At 33.7% G+C, this 17,043-nt stretch carries 16 protein-coding genes; 9 read left to right on the top strand and 7 right to left on the bottom strand.

Translation table 11 applies throughout. The features are described 5' to 3' along the window. The 3 genes from porG to FGF67_RS15150 form a co-directional block, all read right to left on the bottom strand. Window positions 1-687: a type IX secretion system protein PorG gene (gene porG, locus FGF67_RS15160; RefSeq protein WP_139698606.1), complete on the bottom strand. Its 687-nt coding sequence runs from the start codon at window positions 685-687 to the stop codon at window positions 1-3. 122 nt (window positions 688-809) lie between these two features. Next, window positions 810-1,694 (bottom strand): NAD kinase, encoded by an 885-nt coding sequence (locus FGF67_RS15155; protein ID WP_139698605.1) that lies wholly within the window; start codon window positions 1,692-1,694, stop codon window positions 810-812. Window positions 1,695-1,697: 3 nt separating this feature from the next. Further along, on the bottom strand, window positions 1,698-2,357 hold the full coding sequence (locus tag FGF67_RS15150) for a CBS domain-containing protein (protein WP_139698604.1): 660 nt from the start codon (window positions 2,355-2,357) through the stop codon (window positions 1,698-1,700). Window positions 2,358-2,508: 151 nt separating this feature from the next. Here FGF67_RS15150 and FGF67_RS15145 point away from each other — a divergent pair, with 151 nt between their 5' ends. The 6 genes from FGF67_RS15145 (at window position 2,509) to clpX (ending at window position 7,958) form a co-directional block, all read left to right on the top strand. Next, the gene (locus FGF67_RS15145) at window positions 2,509-3,222 is read left to right on the top strand and encodes a pyridoxine 5'-phosphate synthase (protein WP_139698603.1); all 714 of its coding nucleotides are present in this window, start codon (window positions 2,509-2,511) and stop codon (window positions 3,220-3,222) included. Beyond that, window positions 3,222-3,986, top strand: coding sequence for an alpha/beta fold hydrolase (locus tag FGF67_RS15140; RefSeq protein WP_139698602.1), 765 nt, complete (start codon window positions 3,222-3,224; stop codon window positions 3,984-3,986). The genes FGF67_RS15145 and FGF67_RS15140 overlap by 1 nt, the downstream gene beginning before the upstream one ends. 32 nt (window positions 3,987-4,018) lie before the next feature. After that, window positions 4,019-4,372 (top strand): phage holin family protein, encoded by a 354-nt coding sequence (locus FGF67_RS15135; protein WP_139698601.1) that lies wholly within the window; start codon window positions 4,019-4,021, stop codon window positions 4,370-4,372. A gap of 131 nt (window positions 4,373-4,503) precedes the next feature. Continuing rightward, entirely contained in the window at window positions 4,504-5,832 is a 1,329-nt protein-coding gene (gene tig / locus FGF67_RS15130; protein ID WP_139698600.1) for a trigger factor, read from the top strand. A 144-nt stretch (window positions 5,833-5,976) separates the two neighbouring features. Beyond that, window positions 5,977-6,651, top strand: a complete 675-nt coding sequence (clpP, locus tag FGF67_RS15125) for an ATP-dependent Clp endopeptidase proteolytic subunit ClpP (RefSeq protein WP_139698599.1) — start codon at window positions 5,977-5,979, stop codon at window positions 6,649-6,651. A gap of 74 nt (window positions 6,652-6,725) precedes the next feature. After that, the gene (gene clpX, locus FGF67_RS15120; protein ID WP_139698598.1) at window positions 6,726-7,958 is read left to right on the top strand and encodes an ATP-dependent Clp protease ATP-binding subunit ClpX; all 1,233 of its coding nucleotides are present in this window, start codon (window positions 6,726-6,728) and stop codon (window positions 7,956-7,958) included. A 270-nt stretch (window positions 7,959-8,228) separates the two neighbouring features. Here the strand turns inward: clpX and FGF67_RS15115 are convergent, their stop codons facing one another. Beyond that, window positions 8,229-9,743 carry a GH3 auxin-responsive promoter family protein gene (locus tag FGF67_RS15115; RefSeq protein WP_139698597.1) on the bottom strand — a complete coding sequence of 505 codons (1,515 nt, stop codon included), beginning with the start codon at window positions 9,741-9,743 and terminating at the stop codon, window positions 8,229-8,231. A gap of 41 nt (window positions 9,744-9,784) precedes the next feature. Between FGF67_RS15115 and FGF67_RS15110 the strand changes: the two genes are divergently transcribed. Beyond that, window positions 9,785-10,579 carry a DUF2797 domain-containing protein gene (locus FGF67_RS15110; RefSeq protein WP_139698596.1) on the top strand — a complete coding sequence of 265 codons (795 nt, stop codon included), beginning with the start codon at window positions 9,785-9,787 and terminating at the stop codon, window positions 10,577-10,579. Window positions 10,580-10,648: 69 nt separating this feature from the next. On the opposite strand, the gene rpsU is transcribed toward FGF67_RS15110, so the two are convergent. The 3 genes from rpsU to FGF67_RS15095 all read right to left on the bottom strand — a co-directional run bounded on the left by rpsU (window position 10,649) and on the right by FGF67_RS15095 (window position 14,454). Further along, window positions 10,649-10,843 (bottom strand): 30S ribosomal protein S21, encoded by a 195-nt coding sequence (rpsU, locus tag FGF67_RS15105; RefSeq protein WP_139698595.1) that lies wholly within the window; start codon window positions 10,841-10,843, stop codon window positions 10,649-10,651. Window positions 10,844-10,963: 120 nt separating this feature from the next. Continuing rightward, on the bottom strand, window positions 10,964-13,630 hold the full coding sequence (locus tag FGF67_RS15100; RefSeq protein WP_139698594.1) for an AsmA family protein: 2,667 nt from the start codon (window positions 13,628-13,630) through the stop codon (window positions 10,964-10,966). Between the two features lie 119 nt (window positions 13,631-13,749). Continuing rightward, window positions 13,750-14,454 carry a queuosine precursor transporter gene (locus FGF67_RS15095; RefSeq protein ID WP_139698593.1) on the bottom strand — a complete coding sequence of 235 codons (705 nt, stop codon included), beginning with the start codon at window positions 14,452-14,454 and terminating at the stop codon, window positions 13,750-13,752. A 70-nt stretch (window positions 14,455-14,524) separates the two neighbouring features. Between FGF67_RS15095 and folK the strand changes: the two genes are divergently transcribed. Together folK and FGF67_RS15085 are read left to right on the top strand one after the other, a co-directional pair. Continuing rightward, entirely contained in the window at window positions 14,525-15,676 is a 1,152-nt protein-coding gene (gene folK, locus FGF67_RS15090) for a 2-amino-4-hydroxy-6-hydroxymethyldihydropteridine diphosphokinase (RefSeq protein WP_139698592.1), read from the top strand. Window positions 15,677-15,981: 305 nt separating this feature from the next. Beyond that, window positions 15,982-16,950, top strand: a complete 969-nt coding sequence (locus FGF67_RS15085) for a hypothetical protein (RefSeq protein ID WP_139698591.1) — start codon at window positions 15,982-15,984, stop codon at window positions 16,948-16,950. Window positions 16,951-17,043 lie beyond the last annotated feature (93 nt).

Raw genomic sequence — 17,043 nt, 5'->3', positions numbered from 1 at the left:
TCATTTAACGCAGTAACAAGGATTTTCTCCAAAGGTGTAAGTTAGTGTAATTCCTGAGAAGACATACCAATCATTATTATTAATGTTTCCAAATCTATACTGTTGATTTTCAGGTTTTGATGGCAAGCTTCCGTCCATTTCATCGGTAAAGGTGTAACGTGCTCCAATTTCAATACCCAATACAAAGCTATTAATAACAGATACTTTAAACCCAGCAACCATTGGAATCCCAACTGTCCAGCTTGATGTGTTTTCAGAAACCTGAAGGCCATTGGGGAAGTAATAATTGTCAAATTTAGTTGCTGTAAGACCTGAATACAGGTATGGTGTATAGGCTGTTTCTCCACTATGAAGATCAAAATCCATAAAAGTAAACTCTAAACCTGCTGAAATTTCAAGTAAATTAGAGTTAAAGTAGTAATCTCTTTCTTGGCGTCTTGGGTCATCAGATTTTATATCTTCTGCAATTAAATCTGAATACAGTATTGAAGCTCGCCAAGAATGCCTTTCACTAGCATTCCATTTGTAAAGCACTCCTAAGGTTGGGGCGTTTGGGGCAATGTAATTGGTAGCACCCACATCCCCAATAAAATTACTCCCGCCAAGAAAAACACCAATTTCGTTGATTTGGGAATAGCTAAAGTATGTGCTTAATATGCTTAAAATCAATATGGTTAATCGCCTCATAAATAATCAAAAGTTTGCAAATATAATAAATAAGATTAGCTCGTGGTAATTTGAACTAATTAGTATGAGGTTAAAACAGTTTTTCCTTCAAAATATTGCTTTGATGCCACATCAAGTTAGATTTAATTACGTCTGTCTTCTCCCCAAAGTAGCTTTTTTCTGAGGGTAATAAGAAAGCTTTCATCTAAAAGGTCAATCATTTTAATTTTGAAATCAGCTTTTTTTATGGTGATTAACGTGTCATTGTTTAATGTAGCAATTCTGGAATCTAATGAAACTAAATGTTGTTCTTCACGGCCACTTACTCTAAGTTGTATTTCTGTGGAGTCTGGAATAATAAGCGGGCGTGCGCTTAAATTGTGCGGTGCAATGGGTGTTAAAACAAAGCTATCGGTTCCCGGAGTAATCACGGGACCGCCACAACTTAGAGAGTATCCTGTAGAGCCTGTTGGGGTGGACACTATAAGACCGTCGCTCCAATATGATGTTAAATATTCTCCATTTAAGTGTGTTTCAACAGTAATCATAGAGGTGGTGTTCTTTCTGCTCACTGCTACTTCATTTAATGCAAAATTTAGAGCCTTTATATCCTTATTATCTGATGAGGTTTCTACAGACAGTAAACTTCTTTCTGAGATGCGGTATTTACCATCAATAATGTTTTGTAAGGCGTTCTCAATAACATCAACCTGTATGGTTGCTAAAAAACCAAGTCTACCTGTATTGATTCCTATTATTGGAATTTCAATGTCTTTTACAAAAGTGATGGCTCTTAAAATGGTACCATCACCGCCAATACTTATTAAAAATTCAAAGGAGGTGTCAAGTGTTTTAAAGGTCTTATATCTGTTAAAATCTTTAATTAAAACAGATTCTTCTTTTATGAGATTAAAAAAGGTGCTTTCAATATAGACATCGATACCTTTTTTTAGGAGAAAATTAGAAAGCCTCTCTACAGAAGAAGAAGTTCTTTTGTTGTAAAATCGGCCAAAAACAGCAACTTTCATAGATTAAATGTTAAGGTATTTTCTTAGATAATTTGAGCGTTCTTTTAAGCTTTCTAAGTAGCCGTCTTCTTCATGACCAGAAACAATGTTATAGCTGTATCTTCTAAACGTTTGAATGACCTCATTAAGGCTGGTATTACCTACTTTAAGAGTAATTTGAACTAAGTCTGAATTCATTTTTGAAATAAAGGCGCCTAACAATTTACCATCATTTGATTCTACAATCTGGCTAAGTTCACTAAAAGAGTAATCATTTATGCCTTTTTCTATCACCAATATACCACCCGCTTCAGCAAAAAATGGTGCCTCGCCTAGTAAATGGATAATATCGTTTAATTCGTAATATCCTAAATACCTATTATTAATATCTAATATAGGCATGATGTTGGTTGAGTTTACGGCAAAAGCCTCAACAATATCAAGTAAAATAGTTGTGTCTCTAACAAAGAAGTTTTCAAAAGAATGTCTGTAATCATCTAAGGTTTTGTCCTTTTCACAACAATAAGCATCGGCTTCAGAAAAACAACCTAAATAATTTTTATGGTCATCTTGAATGGGCACATGAGAAAATGTTAATTGGTTAAACAGCAACTGTAAATCGCTAATTTTACTTTTGCTATTTAAAGGTTTAACATCGTTTATGATGAATTCTGAAAGTTTCATCTTTGATAGTTTTTTTAGTTAAAAACAAAGTTTTGTTGTTATAATTCCAGTGCTTTTTAGTAGGAATAGCATATAACAGATTCTGCAAATTAATTAAAAAAAAAGTATGTAAGGCTGTTCAACTTTGTATTTTTGTTTTTAAAATAGATTTATGACAAAGTTAAGTGTTAATATAAATAAAATAGCGACTTTAAGAAACTCAAGAGGTGGAGATGTGCCTAATGTGGTTCAGTTTGCGAAAGATGTGCAACGTTTTGGGGCAGAAGGTGTTACCATTCATCCAAGACCAGATGAAAGACACATTAGATATCAAGATGCCAGAGATTTAAAACCTGGAGTTTATACAGAATATAATATAGAAGGGAATCCTATTCCTTCTTTTATTGATTTAGTGCTTGAAGTGAAGCCTACTCAGGTAACTCTAGTGCCAGATGCCGAGGATGCTATAACAAGTAATGCAGGATGGGATACCATAAAACACAAAGACTTTTTGGTTGATGTTATTGCAGAATTTCAAAGTAATGGCATTAGAACCTCCATATTTGTTGACCCAGTTTTAAATCAAATTGAAGGTGCTAAGGCAACAGGAACAGATAGGATTGAACTATATACAGAAGGTTATGCGCACCAGTATAGTTTTGGAGATAAAGATGCTATTAAACCTTACGTAGAAAGCGCAAAATTGGCAAATGATTTTGGGTTGGGCGTTAATGCTGGGCATGATTTGTCTTTAGAAAATATTAAATATTTTAAGTCATGCATTCCAGGTCTGTTAGAAGTTTCTATTGGGCATGCTTTAATAGCAGAGAGTTTGTATATGGGGGTTGAAAATGTGATTCAAATGTATTTACACAAATTAAAATAATGCTGTTACATTCAAATATTTTAGGAGAAGGTAAACCATTTGTAATTTTGCATGGTTTTTTGGGGATGAGTGATAACTGGAAAACTTTAGGAAGTCAGTTTGCAGACCAAGGTTTTCAGGTGCATATAATTGATCAAAGAAACCATGGTAGAAGTTTTCATGATGAAGCTTTTAGTTATGAAGTGTTAGCCGAAGATTTAAAACGTTATTGTGAAGCACACCAATTGGAAGATGTTTTGCTTTTGGGACACTCTATGGGAGGGAAAGTAGCTATGTTGTTTGCCTCTGAATATCCAGAATTAGTATCAAAATTAATGGTAGCCGATATTTCACCCAGATTTTATCCTGTACATCATGATGCTATTTTAAACGGATTAAGTGCTTTGGATTTTAACACGATTAAAAGGCGAGGTGAGGCCGATAAAGCACTTTCAGATTATGTTTCCGATTTCGGAACACGACAATTTTTGTTAAAAAATTTGTATTGGGTTGAAAAAGGACAGTTGGGACTAAGAATAAATTTGAGTGTTTTAAGAGATGAGGTCGCTGAGATAGGAGAGCCTTTGCCGAGTTATGCCTTGTTTGAAAAGCCAACCCTGTTTCTGCGTGGTGATCGGTCTGAATATATAGGAGTTGATGATGCGTCTATTATTAAAAAGCACTTTCCAAATGCCAATATTGTAACGGTGTCAAATGCAGGGCATTGGCTACATGCCGAAAATCCTAAAGATTTTTTTGAAAGTGTAATGCAGTTTGTAGGCTGAAATAATTTTGTACATTTAAGAAAAATTAATGTATGAATATTTTAATCAAATTACTCATCACAGCTCTAGCTGTTTTTATCTTGGCTTATTTTCTGCCAGGAGTCACTTTAACAGGCGATAAATTTGTTACGGCCATTATAGTAGCGGTTATTTTGGGGGTATTAAATTTATTTGTAAAGCCAATTTTGGTCATATTTACCCTGCCTATTACTATTTTAACCTTGGGGCTGTTTTTACTTATTATCAATGCGCTTATAATAATGTTAGCTAGTAATTTAATTGACAACTTTTTGGTAAGTAGTATCTGGACTGCCATACTTTTTAGTATATTATTGTCTGTTTTAGAATCTATACTTCATTCGCTTTTAAAAGAAGATAAAAATTAGCTTATAATCAAGCAATTAAAAACTTTGTTGGGATGTAAAAATGTATTACTTTTGCATCCCAATTTTGGTTTGGTGGGTTTTCATTCCAACCCTTTTGTTAAATGCCCTGAGCGGGTTTTATATAGTTTAAAATGAATATTACAAGAGAAAACGTTGATGCATTAAATGCTGTAGTAAAAGTTGATATCGTTAAGGAAGATTATAGCGATAAAGTTGAAAAGATCTTATCTGATTACCGTAAAACAGCAAATATCCCTGGTTTTAGAAAAGGACATGTGCCAATGGGGATGGTGAAAAAACAATATGGTAAAGCAGTATTGGTTGATGAAGTAAATAAATTATTGCAAGATGCGTTAAATAAATATTTAACCGAAGAAAAGTTAGATGTTTTAGGACAGCCTTTACCAAAACCACAAGACGATATCAATTGGGATGCTGAAGGGTTTACATTTGAATTTGAATTAGGCTTAGCACCAGAATTTGATGTAGAGTTGAAAAGCAAAGAGCCTATTACACAGTATAATATCATTGCTGATGATAAGATGATTGATGAGCAAATTGAGCGTATTCAAAAGCAATACGGGAAATTGGTTTCTCAAGACGTTGTTGAAGCAGATAGTGAAATTACAGGAACTTACACCAATGAAGAAAAAGAGATTGATAATACAGTAACACTTACTTTAGATAAGTTTAAAGGAGATGCTACTGAAAAACAATTTGTAGGTGCAAAAGTAGGGGATGTTATTACCTTAAATACAAAAGGTCTTTTTGAAGATGAGCACGATTTAATGCATGCTTTAAAATTAGGTCATGATGAGGTTCACGGACTTGATATTGAAGTTAATTTTACAATTAACGAAATTAACAAGCGTGAATTAGCTGATTTAGATCAAGAATTATTCAATAAAATTTTCCCTCAAGGAGAGGTTACATCTGTTACTGAATTAAAAGAGAAGATTAAGGAAGATGCTGAAAAACAATTCAAGCAACAATCAGATCAAAAGTTATTAAATGATGTTACCGAGTACTTAGTAGAGAATACTAAGTTTGACTTGCCAGCTGAGTTTTTAACCAAATGGATGCAAACGGCAGGTGAAAAGGAGATGGATGCAGATCAAGCCAAAGAAGAATATGAAAAGTCTGAAAAAAGCTTGCGCTACCAATTAATTGAAGGTAAATTAATTGAAGCTAATGAAGTAAAAGTTACTATGGATGATATAAAAAATCATGCCAGAGAGATGATCAAAGTACAAATGGCGCAATTCGGACAAACAAATCCTTCTGATAAGGAGTTAGATGATATTGCAGCGCGTGTGTTATCAAATCAAGATGAAGCACGAAGAATTTCAGAGCAATTGGTAAGCCAAAAATTACTTGAAGTATATAAAGAAAAGGCTAATCTTAAGGTTAAAGAATTAAGTTACGAAAACTTTGTGAAAGAAGTTTATGGTGATAAATAAGTAAAATAATAAATGCTTATATTTAAGCGCTTAAATCCTTTGATTTAGGCGCTTTTTTATTCAAAACAAGACCTGTAAATAGTATGGTTTAAGGGTTAAGTTTTGTAAACCAGTACATTATTTAATAAATAACGTTAAAAAATTATGGATTACGCTAAAGAGTTTGAAAAATTTGCGATAAAAGATCAAGGTATAAGTAGTACATATTACAATAAAATCATCAGTAGTATGTATCCTACCAACCTAACGCCAAATATTATTGAAGAACGTCAAATGAATATTGCAGTATTTGATGTGTTTTCTCGCCTAATGATGGATAGAATTATCTTTTTGGGAACAGGAATCAATGATCAAGTCGCTAATATTGTACAAGCGCAATTGCTTTTTCTAGAGAGTACCGATGCTAATAAAGATATTCAAATTTATATAAACTCTCCAGGAGGAAGTGTATATGCTGGTTTAGGTATTTATGACACCATGCAATTTATAAAGCCAGATGTAGCAACAATCTGTACAGGAATGGCGGCCTCTATGGGAGCTGTATTGCTTTGTGCTGGAGCAAAAGGAAAACGTAGTGGATTAACTCATTCTCGTGTTATGATTCATCAACCTTTGGGTGGCGCACAGGGGCAAGCAAGTGATATTGAAATCACAGCTCGTGAAATTTTAACCTTAAAGGAAGAACTCTATAAAATTATAAGTAAGCACTCTGGGCAGGATTACGACAAAGTATATGCTGATAGTGATAGAGATTACTGGATGAAGGCAGATAAGGCGAAAGAGTACGGTATGATTGATGAGATATTAGCCCGTAATTAAATAAAAAAATTGTAATTTTAAAGAATTATGACTGAGGAAGTTGCAAAAAAACTTCTTGAAATAGAATTAGATTAATGGCAAAAGAAGAATTAGAATGTTCGTTTTGTGGTAGAAAGAAGCCAGAAACAAATCTGTTAATAGCAGGCTTAGATGCGCATATTTGTGATCGATGTATTGAGCAGGCGCATGGTATTGTTTTAGAGGAATCTAAGCAAAATGATAATGGGGATTTATCAGCAGAATTAAAACTTCGTAAACCACAACAAATAAAGGCTTTTCTTGATGAATATATCATAGGGCAGGATGTTACAAAAAAAGTAATGTCTGTGGCCGTGTATAATCATTACAAAAGGTTACTACAAGCACCAACAAGTGATGAGATTGAAATTCAAAAAAGTAACATCATCATGGTTGGGCAAACAGGTACTGGTAAAACATTAATGGCAAAGACCATTGCAAAGATGCTCAATGTGCCTTTGGCTATTGTTGATGCCACCGTTTTAACTGAAGCCGGGTATGTTGGTGAAGACGTTGAAAGTATTTTAACGCGGTTACTTCAAGCAGCCGATTATAACCTTGAGAAAGCACAAAAAGGGATTGTTTTTATTGACGAAATTGATAAAATAGCACGTAAAAGTGATAACCCTTCTATTACGAGAGATGTTTCGGGTGAAGGTGTACAGCAAGCCTTATTGAAATTATTGGAAGGTACAATTGTTAACGTTCCGCCAAAAGGAGGAAGAAAGCATCCAGATCAAAAATTTATTGAAGTTAATACAGAGAATATTTTATTTATTGCTGGTGGTGCTTTTGATGGTATTGAACGTGTCATTTCTAAACGTTTAAATATGCAGGCCGTGGGCTATAGTGCTTCAATGTCTGATGATGTTGTTGATCAAAATCACTTGCTACAATATATTATTCCTAAAGATTTAAAAGATTTTGGGTTAATACCTGAAATTATTGGTCGATTACCCGTATTAACGTATATGGATCCTCTAGATGCTAATACTTTGAGAGCTATTTTAACCGAACCAAAGAATGCTATTATTAAACAGTACAAGAAACTGTTTGCGATGGATAAAATTGAATTTTCGGTAACTGATGGAGCATTAGATTTTATTGTTAATAAGGCTATTGAATACAAGTTAGGGGCTCGTGGTCTTAGATCCCTTTGTGAGGAAATTTTAACCGATGCTATGTTTGAATTGCCAAGTAGTGATGAAAACACATTAAATGTTACTAAGGCTTACGCTGAAAATAAATTGAACAAAACGGCTATCAAGAAATTAAAAGCGGTTTCATAGAGAGAAAACTATTGGAGTTTAAAATAAAAAAGCTGCATGATTATGCAGCTTTTTGTGTATAATGGAAATTAATTAATAATGGATATTTGTGTTTCGTAATTGTATGCCTTTTTTAAGACAGGATAAAAGTATAGGTAAAACATTTAAAGGCAAAATGACTTTTGTTGCTTTTAGATGATTAGACGAAAAACTCGTTAAAGCACTTTTTTTAGATGCAGATTATCGAGTGTGAAAATCAAACATGAGTTTGTCGCGTCAAAACAGTAAAGCTTATGCGTTTAAAACCAAGAGTTCATCCATGTATTCTCTGGTGTTGGATAGTCTTGGTATTTTATGTTGCCCGCCTAGTTTATTATTTTGTTTCAGCCAATCATAAAACAAGTTCTTGCGAGCCACATGTATTTTAGGTTTGTTTAACGTAATGTTATTAAAACGTTTGGCTTCATAGTCTGAATTTAACGATTTTAATGCATCATCAAATAATTCATTGAATTGGCTCATGTCTTTTGGCACCGTTTTAAATTCAATCAACCATTCATGAGCGCCCTTTTCTTTACCTAGCATGAAAATAGGTGCCCCCGTAAAGTCTACAATTTCAGAGTCTGTGGCATTACAAACATTTTTTAAAGCTTCTTCTGCGTTTTCAATAATGAGTTCTTCGCCAAATACATTGATATGATGTTTTGTTCTTCCAGAAACTTTTATCCTATACGGATTTAATGAAGTAAATCTTATAGTGTCTCCAATTTTATAACGCCAAAGCCCAGCATTTGTGGTTATTATGACAGCATAATTTTGATGCAAGGTCACATCGCTAAGCGGAATGGCTTTTTCTTCTTCGGTGCCGTAAATAGTCATTGGTATAAATTCATAAAAGATACCATAGTCTAACATCAGTAACAATTCACTGGAATTATTCCTATCTTGAATAGCAAAAAAGCCTTCCGAAGCATTGTAAATCTCGTAATATTTGAAATCCCTATTGGGAAGTATTTTTTTGTATTGATCTTTATAAGGTACAAAGCTAACACCACCGTGAAAATACACTTCTAGATTTGGCCAAATGTCATGAATACTTCTTTTTCCTGTTGTTTCTAACACATTATTCAATAAAACAAGCATCCAAGAAGGTACACCAGCAAGACTGGTTACATTTTCGTGTATGGTTTCATCAACAATAGCCTGCATTTTGTGTTCCCAATCACTCATTAAAGATACTTTGTTGCTCGGTGTACTGCTAAACTCGGCCCAAAAAGGCATGTTGTCAATCAATATGGCCGATAAGTCACCAAATACAGTGCCGTTTTCTTTGTAGAGTTCTTTGCTGCCCCCCAACCTTAGACTTTTGCCTGTAAATAGCTGAGCATCCTCATTATTGTTAAGATACATGCAGAGCAAGTCCTTGCTAGCCGCATAATGGCAATCTTCTAAGGATTCTGAACTTACGGGAATAAATTTACTTTTCGCTCTGGTAGTACCACTCGATTTTGCAAACCATTTTATAGGGCTTGGCCAAAAGATGTTATTTTCACCATGCCTTGAGCGTTCAATTAAATCTTGCCAGCCATCATAATTTTTAATAGGTACGCGCTCTGCAAAGGTTTTATAATCCTTTATAGAAGCAAAGTCGTATGTTTTGCCAAACTCGGTATGTTTTGCATAATCTATTAAGCTTAATAGTAATTCATTTTGAACTTCGTTAGGGTATTTAAGAAACAATTCTATTTGATGAAATCGTTTTTTTAAAAACCAAGAAGCAATGGAATTAACTATAGGTATTGGCATATTTATTTTATCTTTAAGATTTAAAAATAATATTTTTTTTTATGACCTACCAAGGTGTTTTAACAAAAATGAGAACCGAGTTTTTAAGTCCGATTCAATACTATTTGGTTTTTGAAAATGATTTTTTAAATATAAATCAATTGCTGAATAGAACGATTGATATTCAGTTTGTTAAGTATCAGTGTTTAAATTGTGGACAGGACAAACCTATTTATCGTCAAGGTTTTGATAAACAATGTTTTTATGAAGTGCCTCAGGCTGCCGATTGGATTATGCGACCAGAATTAAGTACGGCCCATTTGGGAAAGGAAGATCGTGATTTAGAGTATGAAAAGGCCATGCAGTTGCAGCCACATATTGTGTATTTGGCCAATTCAAGTAATGTTAAGGTTGGCGTTACTAGAAAGAGCCAAGTACCTACACGTTGGATTGATCAAGGCGCTCATGAGGCTATTGAAATAGTTGAGGTGCCTAACAGATACTTAGCAGGAATTACGGAAGTGGCGTTGAAAGATTATGTATCTGATAAAACAAATTGGCGTAAAATGCTAAAAAATGATATTGAAGATGAAAATTTGGTAGAATGGCGAGAGCGTTTAGCTGCATACATTCCAGAGGAAACTAAGGCTTATTACATTGAAAGTAATAAAGAAACGAACTTAGATTTTCCTGTGGAACAGTATCCAGAAAAGCCCAAAAGTTTAAATATTATAAAATCACAACGCTATTCTGGGAAGTTGGTTGGTGTAAAAGGGCAATATCTCATTTTTGAAGATAACACCGTATTTAATATTCGTGCCAATGAAGGTTTGGTGGTGGACATTACGGTTAGTTAACTAGTTAGAAAATTAAAACCCCATTTAAAGTGTTTAAATGGGGTAGTGTATTTTTAATGAGAATAAGATTTATATTTCTTCTTGATCTCTTAAGCCTTGAATATATGCTGCTTTTTGAATTTCTCGACGTCTTTTTACAGAAGGTTTAGTGAAAAATTGACCATCTCTCAGGTTTTGCATTACTTTTACATTTCTGTGTTTTCTTTTGTAGCGTTTTAAAGCGCGTTCTATATTTTCGCCGTCTTTTACAATTATTTTTAACATATACAGTACTTAATTTTTTAATTTTCAGATGCTTCTCTCAGTAGAGAGGTGCAAAATTCTTGTTTTTTATTTAGAAAACCTAACAAATGCGTAGGTTTTTTATGTTTCAAAAGGATTCAACTAGTTCAAGGTATCTTTTTTCTTTTTACCAAGCAATCCGCCTAGCACATTTTTTACAGCATCTGTGGTACTTTTTGATGCGCTTGAATCTGTCTTTTTATCATTTCCTATAATGTCTGTAAGTACTTTTTCAACAGCATCATTTTGTTCCTTTTTTGTAGAATCCGCCTTGGTTTTATTGCTACTAATAACATCTCCAATCAGGTCATTAACTTTGTCTTTGCCTTGATTCAATAGTTTTTGCTTTTGAATTTCAAGGAGTTGATTGGTTAGCTTTTTCACACCACTTGATAAATCTGTTTTTATCGAAGGGTTTGCATAGGTTCCTGATATGTTTGCCGTTACAGGAATGCTAATTTTATTGACTTCTTGGTCGTCAATTTTTCCAATAAGTCGATTGATATCACTACCTAAATATGTTGCAGGAACGTTTAAAACCGCTGTATAATCAACAGTTTTATCAAACCCATGCGACCCAGAAACAGTGATGTCAATATCCTTATAATTAAAATCAAAAGGTTTAACGCTTACTTTACCATTTGCAAAAGACAATTTGGTTTTTAAATCTTTTAAATCGAGCGCTTGAAAGTCAATAAATTCAAAAGAGTTGTCAAGTTTACTCAGCAAACCGTCAGATGTTTTATTTATTCGCGTAGCCAGTAATTCAGCCAAAGCATCACCAGAAATACTCGTTAAATCTGGAGTAAATTCCTGATCGAGGTTACCTGAAAGCACAATGTTTGTGTTTAATTTTCCATCTAAAATTTTGGCAATTGGGGCTAAGTTTTTTAATAACTCTAAATCATTGAATGATTTGGATATATCAAAATCTGTAGCATTTAAGTTAAGACTAAACGAAGGTGTGTCGTTTTTAGTTGAGACATTTCCAGATATAGCTAGTGCGCCATCAAATAGACGTGATTGCATATTATTTAAAGTAGCTTGCTGGTCTGCAATAATCAATTGGCCCGTAACATCCTTTAAAGTTAAATTGTCATAAATAACAGTTCTCGCATCCGCCGAAATAGTACAATCTAAAAAAGCGGGGATTTTCAGTGATTCGTTGCTAGAGGTTGTTTTGTTACTTTCTGGATTTGAAGTGTCTTCAGTCATAAAATCACTAACCTTAAACAGGTTTGAGGTGACTTTAAAATTACCTTTTAAGGTATTGTTGCTTAATAAAAACCCAAGCAAATTATTGATGGTTCCAGTGGCGCTAATATCACTCTGTCCTGTTTTAGCTTTAAAGGAATTCAGAGTCACTGTGCCAGGATTAAAAGTTACATTAGCTTGAGAAATTTCAATGGGATTGACTATATCTTTTGAAGCATAAACAAAATTTGAAATACTTGCAGAACCGCTACTTTTTATGCGCTCATAGGCGTTGGTTTCAATAGCGTTCATGTCAAAGTTTGTCTTTATTTTCCCTTTTAAAATTCCGCTGAGTTCGTTTTCTAAATCTACTGGATAAACTTTGGTGATATGAGCCAAATTAAGTACGCCATCTAAGTTGCCCGAAATCAGCATATTTTTGGTGAGATTTTTTATGGTAGCAGACGATTTAAAAACATCTTCATCTATTTTAAAATTTAGGGTTTCAATAGCAACATAGGTGTCGTCAGCCTTGCCTGTAGTGTTCTTTATCGAGGTGTTTATAGTGATGTTGCTAACTTTTTTAGGTAAATCTGGGTATTTGAAAGAGGCATTATTTGAAGTAATTTGTATATCTAGATTCGGAATCGTTTCTTCAGAATTTAATCCTTTTATGATACCTTTTACCTTAAAGTTGCCTGTGGTTTCAACCGTTTCAACATTTTTAGAATAGTTTTTTGGAATCACGGCCAGAAATGCTTTAAAATCAGATTCCGGATTTTCAAATGTAATATCAATATCTTGTCCGTTTTCAAACTGCTGTACATAACCGTTAAAGTGAAGCGGTAGATTATTTATAAACCCTTTATTTTCCTTAAAAGTGTATTTGCCAAGGGCTAAATCTAAATCTATTAACGCATCTAATTTTAACAGATTATTATTTAAATAGTTTGTGCTATCTAAAGAAAAGCTAATATAAGCTTCGCTATTAGTGTTTAATTCAGATAAGCCTGCCGAAAAAGTACCATGACCACTATGATTGAGTTCGGTGAGGTGAATAGTGGTTTTTGAAAGCAGGTCCATGTAAGTTAAAGCACTATTATTGATGCTATAATCTTCTATACTGAACGCAAAGTTGCTGGGTTGTGACCCTGTTGATGTGTCTGGGGCTTCTTTAGTAATGTCATAATTGTTGTTACCAAACTTGTCGGTTTTTAAAGTAAGCAATGCTTCATCTATGGTGATGGTGTTTATTATGATTGGGGCTTCTTCTGTAGTTTTAAAAAGTTCTTTTAGAGACATGGTAAACGCTATGTTTTTTACCGAAGCAAACGTTTCATCTTTAAAAGGGGCATAGTTGGTTATTACTAAATCACTAACATCAATATGGGCTTGTGGAAAACTTTGAATAAAACTTAGGTTAACATCACTAAACGCAACCTCAGCATTTACATTGTCATTGATAAATCGTTTTACCATGTCTTTAATTTGACCTTGAAAAGCAAACGGGATGATTATTAAAAGAGCAAAAATAGAGAGTAAACTAATGCTTATAATTTTTAAAACTTTTTTCATATGTCGTTTTTGGTTTTTAGTTGATATGTGGTTCTTTGTAAGTGCAACCTCATAATAATATATACGTAGGGCATGTGTTAAAAGTTTAGAAAGCTATTTTACGTTTTAGTTAAGGTTTACTAAAGGAGGTTGAGTTCATCATTTACTTTAAGATTAAACCGTTTTCTAAACAGAAATACGCCAAGGTATAAAAACGGGGTGTCGCAAGCAGCAACAATAACTTTAAACAAAAAACCACTTAGCAGTAAACCTTTAAAATTTACCCAATCAATGATGCCGAAAGAGCATAGTAAAAAAACAATAGTAAAAGTGTCTATAAATTGAGAAAACCAGGTTGAAAAATTATTTCTAAGCCAAAGATGTTTGCCTTTAGTAACGCGTTTCCAGAAATGATATATTTGAATATCTACAAACTGAGCGAATAAGTAGGTTAGCATGCTTGAAAATACGGCTATAACCGAATTTCCAAATACCGTTTGAAACATATCATCTTTCACATAAGACCATGAAGTGGCTGGAACAATATCGGCCACATAAATAATAAGCAATGAAAATAGAGAGGCAAATATACCAGTGACTACAACATCATTTGCCCGCTTCTTTCCGTAAATTTCACTAATAAGATCTGTGATTAAAAAGGTAATAGGGTAAGGTAGAATGCCTACTGAAACTTCAAAAAGTTTGTTCCCAAAAATTTCAATATTGAACGGGTACCAATAGAAAAATTTTTGAAAAATAAGATTTGAAACGACCAACGATGTTATAAATAGGGCGCCTAATAAAATGTAAATACGTTGAGCGGCTAATTTGTTTTTTAAGGTCATTTATAATTGTGAATAAATAGCTTTGGTAAATATAATAGATTAAAAATTGTTTTAGTTATTTTGCTTCCATATGAAGCACCCAATACTATTTTATATTGCCTTAGGAAGTAATAAAGGCGATAGATTTGATAACTTACAAAAGGCGGTGAATGCTATTTTTGAACAACTGGGCATGGTGCGCACCATTTCAAAAGTATATACCTCGGAAGCTGTTGGTTTTGAAAGCGACGATTTTTTAAACTGTTGTTTGGAGCTAGAGAGTATTTGTACCCCGCAAGAGGTTTTAAATAAGCTACTAGAGATTGAGGCAAGTCTTGGTAGAATGCGAACTATTGGGGCAGGTTATGAAGCCAGAACCATTGACTTAGATATTATTTTTGCAGGGCAAGATAGCATCATACAAACAGAAACACTTATCGTGCCACATCCAGAAATGCATAAAAGGAATTTTGTGTTGATGCCTTTAAATGATATTGCTTCAAAAATTAAGCATCCTAAGTTTATTAAAGATGTAGCAAGTTTGCTGCATGCCAGTCAGGATACTTGTAAATTACAATCCATTAGTGCCAGACTTAAAAACCCCAGTGAGTCGTTTCATTTTTCAAACTTCAATTATATAGCTATAGAAGGTAATATAGGTGCTGGAAAAACGAGTTTGGCTACTATGATTTCTCAAGATTTTAATGCGAAGTTGATATTAGAACGTTTTGCTGATAATCCTTTTTTGCCTAAGTTTTATGAAGACACTCAACGTTACGCATTTACGCTAGAAATGTCATTTTTAGCTGATAGATATCAGCAAATCTCTGATGACCTATCACAGTTAGATTTGTTTAAAGACTTTATTGTAAGTGATTATGATGTTTTTAAATCTTTAATTTTTTCAAAAATCACCTTAAATAATGATGAGTTTGAACTATATAGAAAGCTGTTTTACTTGATGTATAAAGATATTGCTAAGCCCGATTTATACGTGTATTTGTATCAAAACACGGAACGATTACAGCAAAATATAAAGAAACGCGGTCGTGATTATGAACAAAACATTGCTGATGATTATTTAGAAAAAATAAATTCAGGGTATTTAGAGTTTTTAAAAACACAAAAAGATTTTAATGTTAAAATCATTGATGTTTCTAATAGGGATTTTGTGGCGAACCGAGCAGATTATTTGTGGCTATTGGAGGAGTTAATGAAAGTATCAGCAATAGGAATTTATTAAACGAATTTAAGGTTTTATGTTTTTTCTGGGGTTCATTTTTCCTAGCTAATAATCATAAGTTTTAGGAGTATTAGATCTATATATAAGTGATAAGGTTTTATAGATTTTGATAACGCCACTGCATTCCAGTAAAAAGAAGTTTAGTCTTGTTTGCTCTTTGTAAGCTGAATGAAATCAATTTCCCCATAGTCTTATCCTTTGAAATTTAACATTTTATTGGGTGTAAATCAGATTTAGGACATGATAGAGCAGGATAGAATGGTGTGTTATTACTCCTATTTTTGTAGAAATAATTGCTATATATTATGAGGAGATTAAAGTTTAAATGCAAGGTGACTTTTTTAGTGGTTCTAATGGCATTTTCCGTGTTGTTGTCGTGTTCTAAAGAGGATGAACTTGAACCTGTAAAAGAAGAAGAAAAGGTTAATCCCATTCCAGAAGAAGAAAAGGAAGAGGAGAAAGAGGAAGAAACAGGGCCATATGCCGTGTATGTTGCAGATGAATTGACAGGTGTTTATACCACTTGCACAGATGGGAAAGATAACCCGCAAAGAGATACAGCCGATATACTAAATCCTGTAAATGTTGGAACAATTGATGATAGAAGTTGTTATGCTGATTATGAAGAGGTTGATGCTAATGGTATTGTTTATGGTGTTTACAATATAACTGCAGGATCCAATCACTTAGATGCAGAAAACACACTGCAACCAAGAATTGAGCGTTCGCTATCAAGGTCGCAAACTACAGGTATTGGAAGCTATGCAAGGTTTACGGGTACGGTCAGGATACTTGAGGTTGGTAAAACCAGTAGTGAGGGTAGTGACGGAACATACATCATGCAAGCTAAAGGAAAGCATACAGGTGGTGGTGGTTCAGCCGATCCTGCAATTTGTTTGTATTTAGCCAAACCAGTATATGGAAAAGATAGTGCAGGTAATAATGTTCAAGTATCGTTTGACTTGTATAGAGAGCAGATTAAGGTAAGAGGTGGATCAGGAGCTTCAGGTCGAGATGTTGTTTTTTTAACTAATATTGAGAAAGGTAAACCAACGGAGGTTGTTTTAGAGGTTGGTTTTAGAGCAGACCCTAATGATGCCTCAAAAAAAATACACTATGCTGATGCTCTAATAGGAGGTGAGGCATATAATTTTAATATTCCAGAGCCAGAAAGAGGGACACAATCAGGTATCCGCTATGGTGCGTATCGGGTAAAAGGCGGCAGAGCACAAATTAGATGGGCAAACACTACTTATAAGAAGGAAGAAAAGTAAATGTATCTAATCTAAGGATATTGGCTATCAGAAATGATAGTCTTTTTTTTATTAAAAAGGATTGTTCTCTAAAGTTGTTCCTTTTAGCGATTA

Origin of the sequence: Allotamlana fucoidanivorans (assembly GCF_006265225.1) — a bacterium.
GTDB lineage: Bacteria > Bacteroidota > Bacteroidia > Flavobacteriales > Flavobacteriaceae > Allotamlana > Allotamlana fucoidanivorans.
This window is presented reverse-complemented; position numbering and strand designations above follow the sequence as displayed.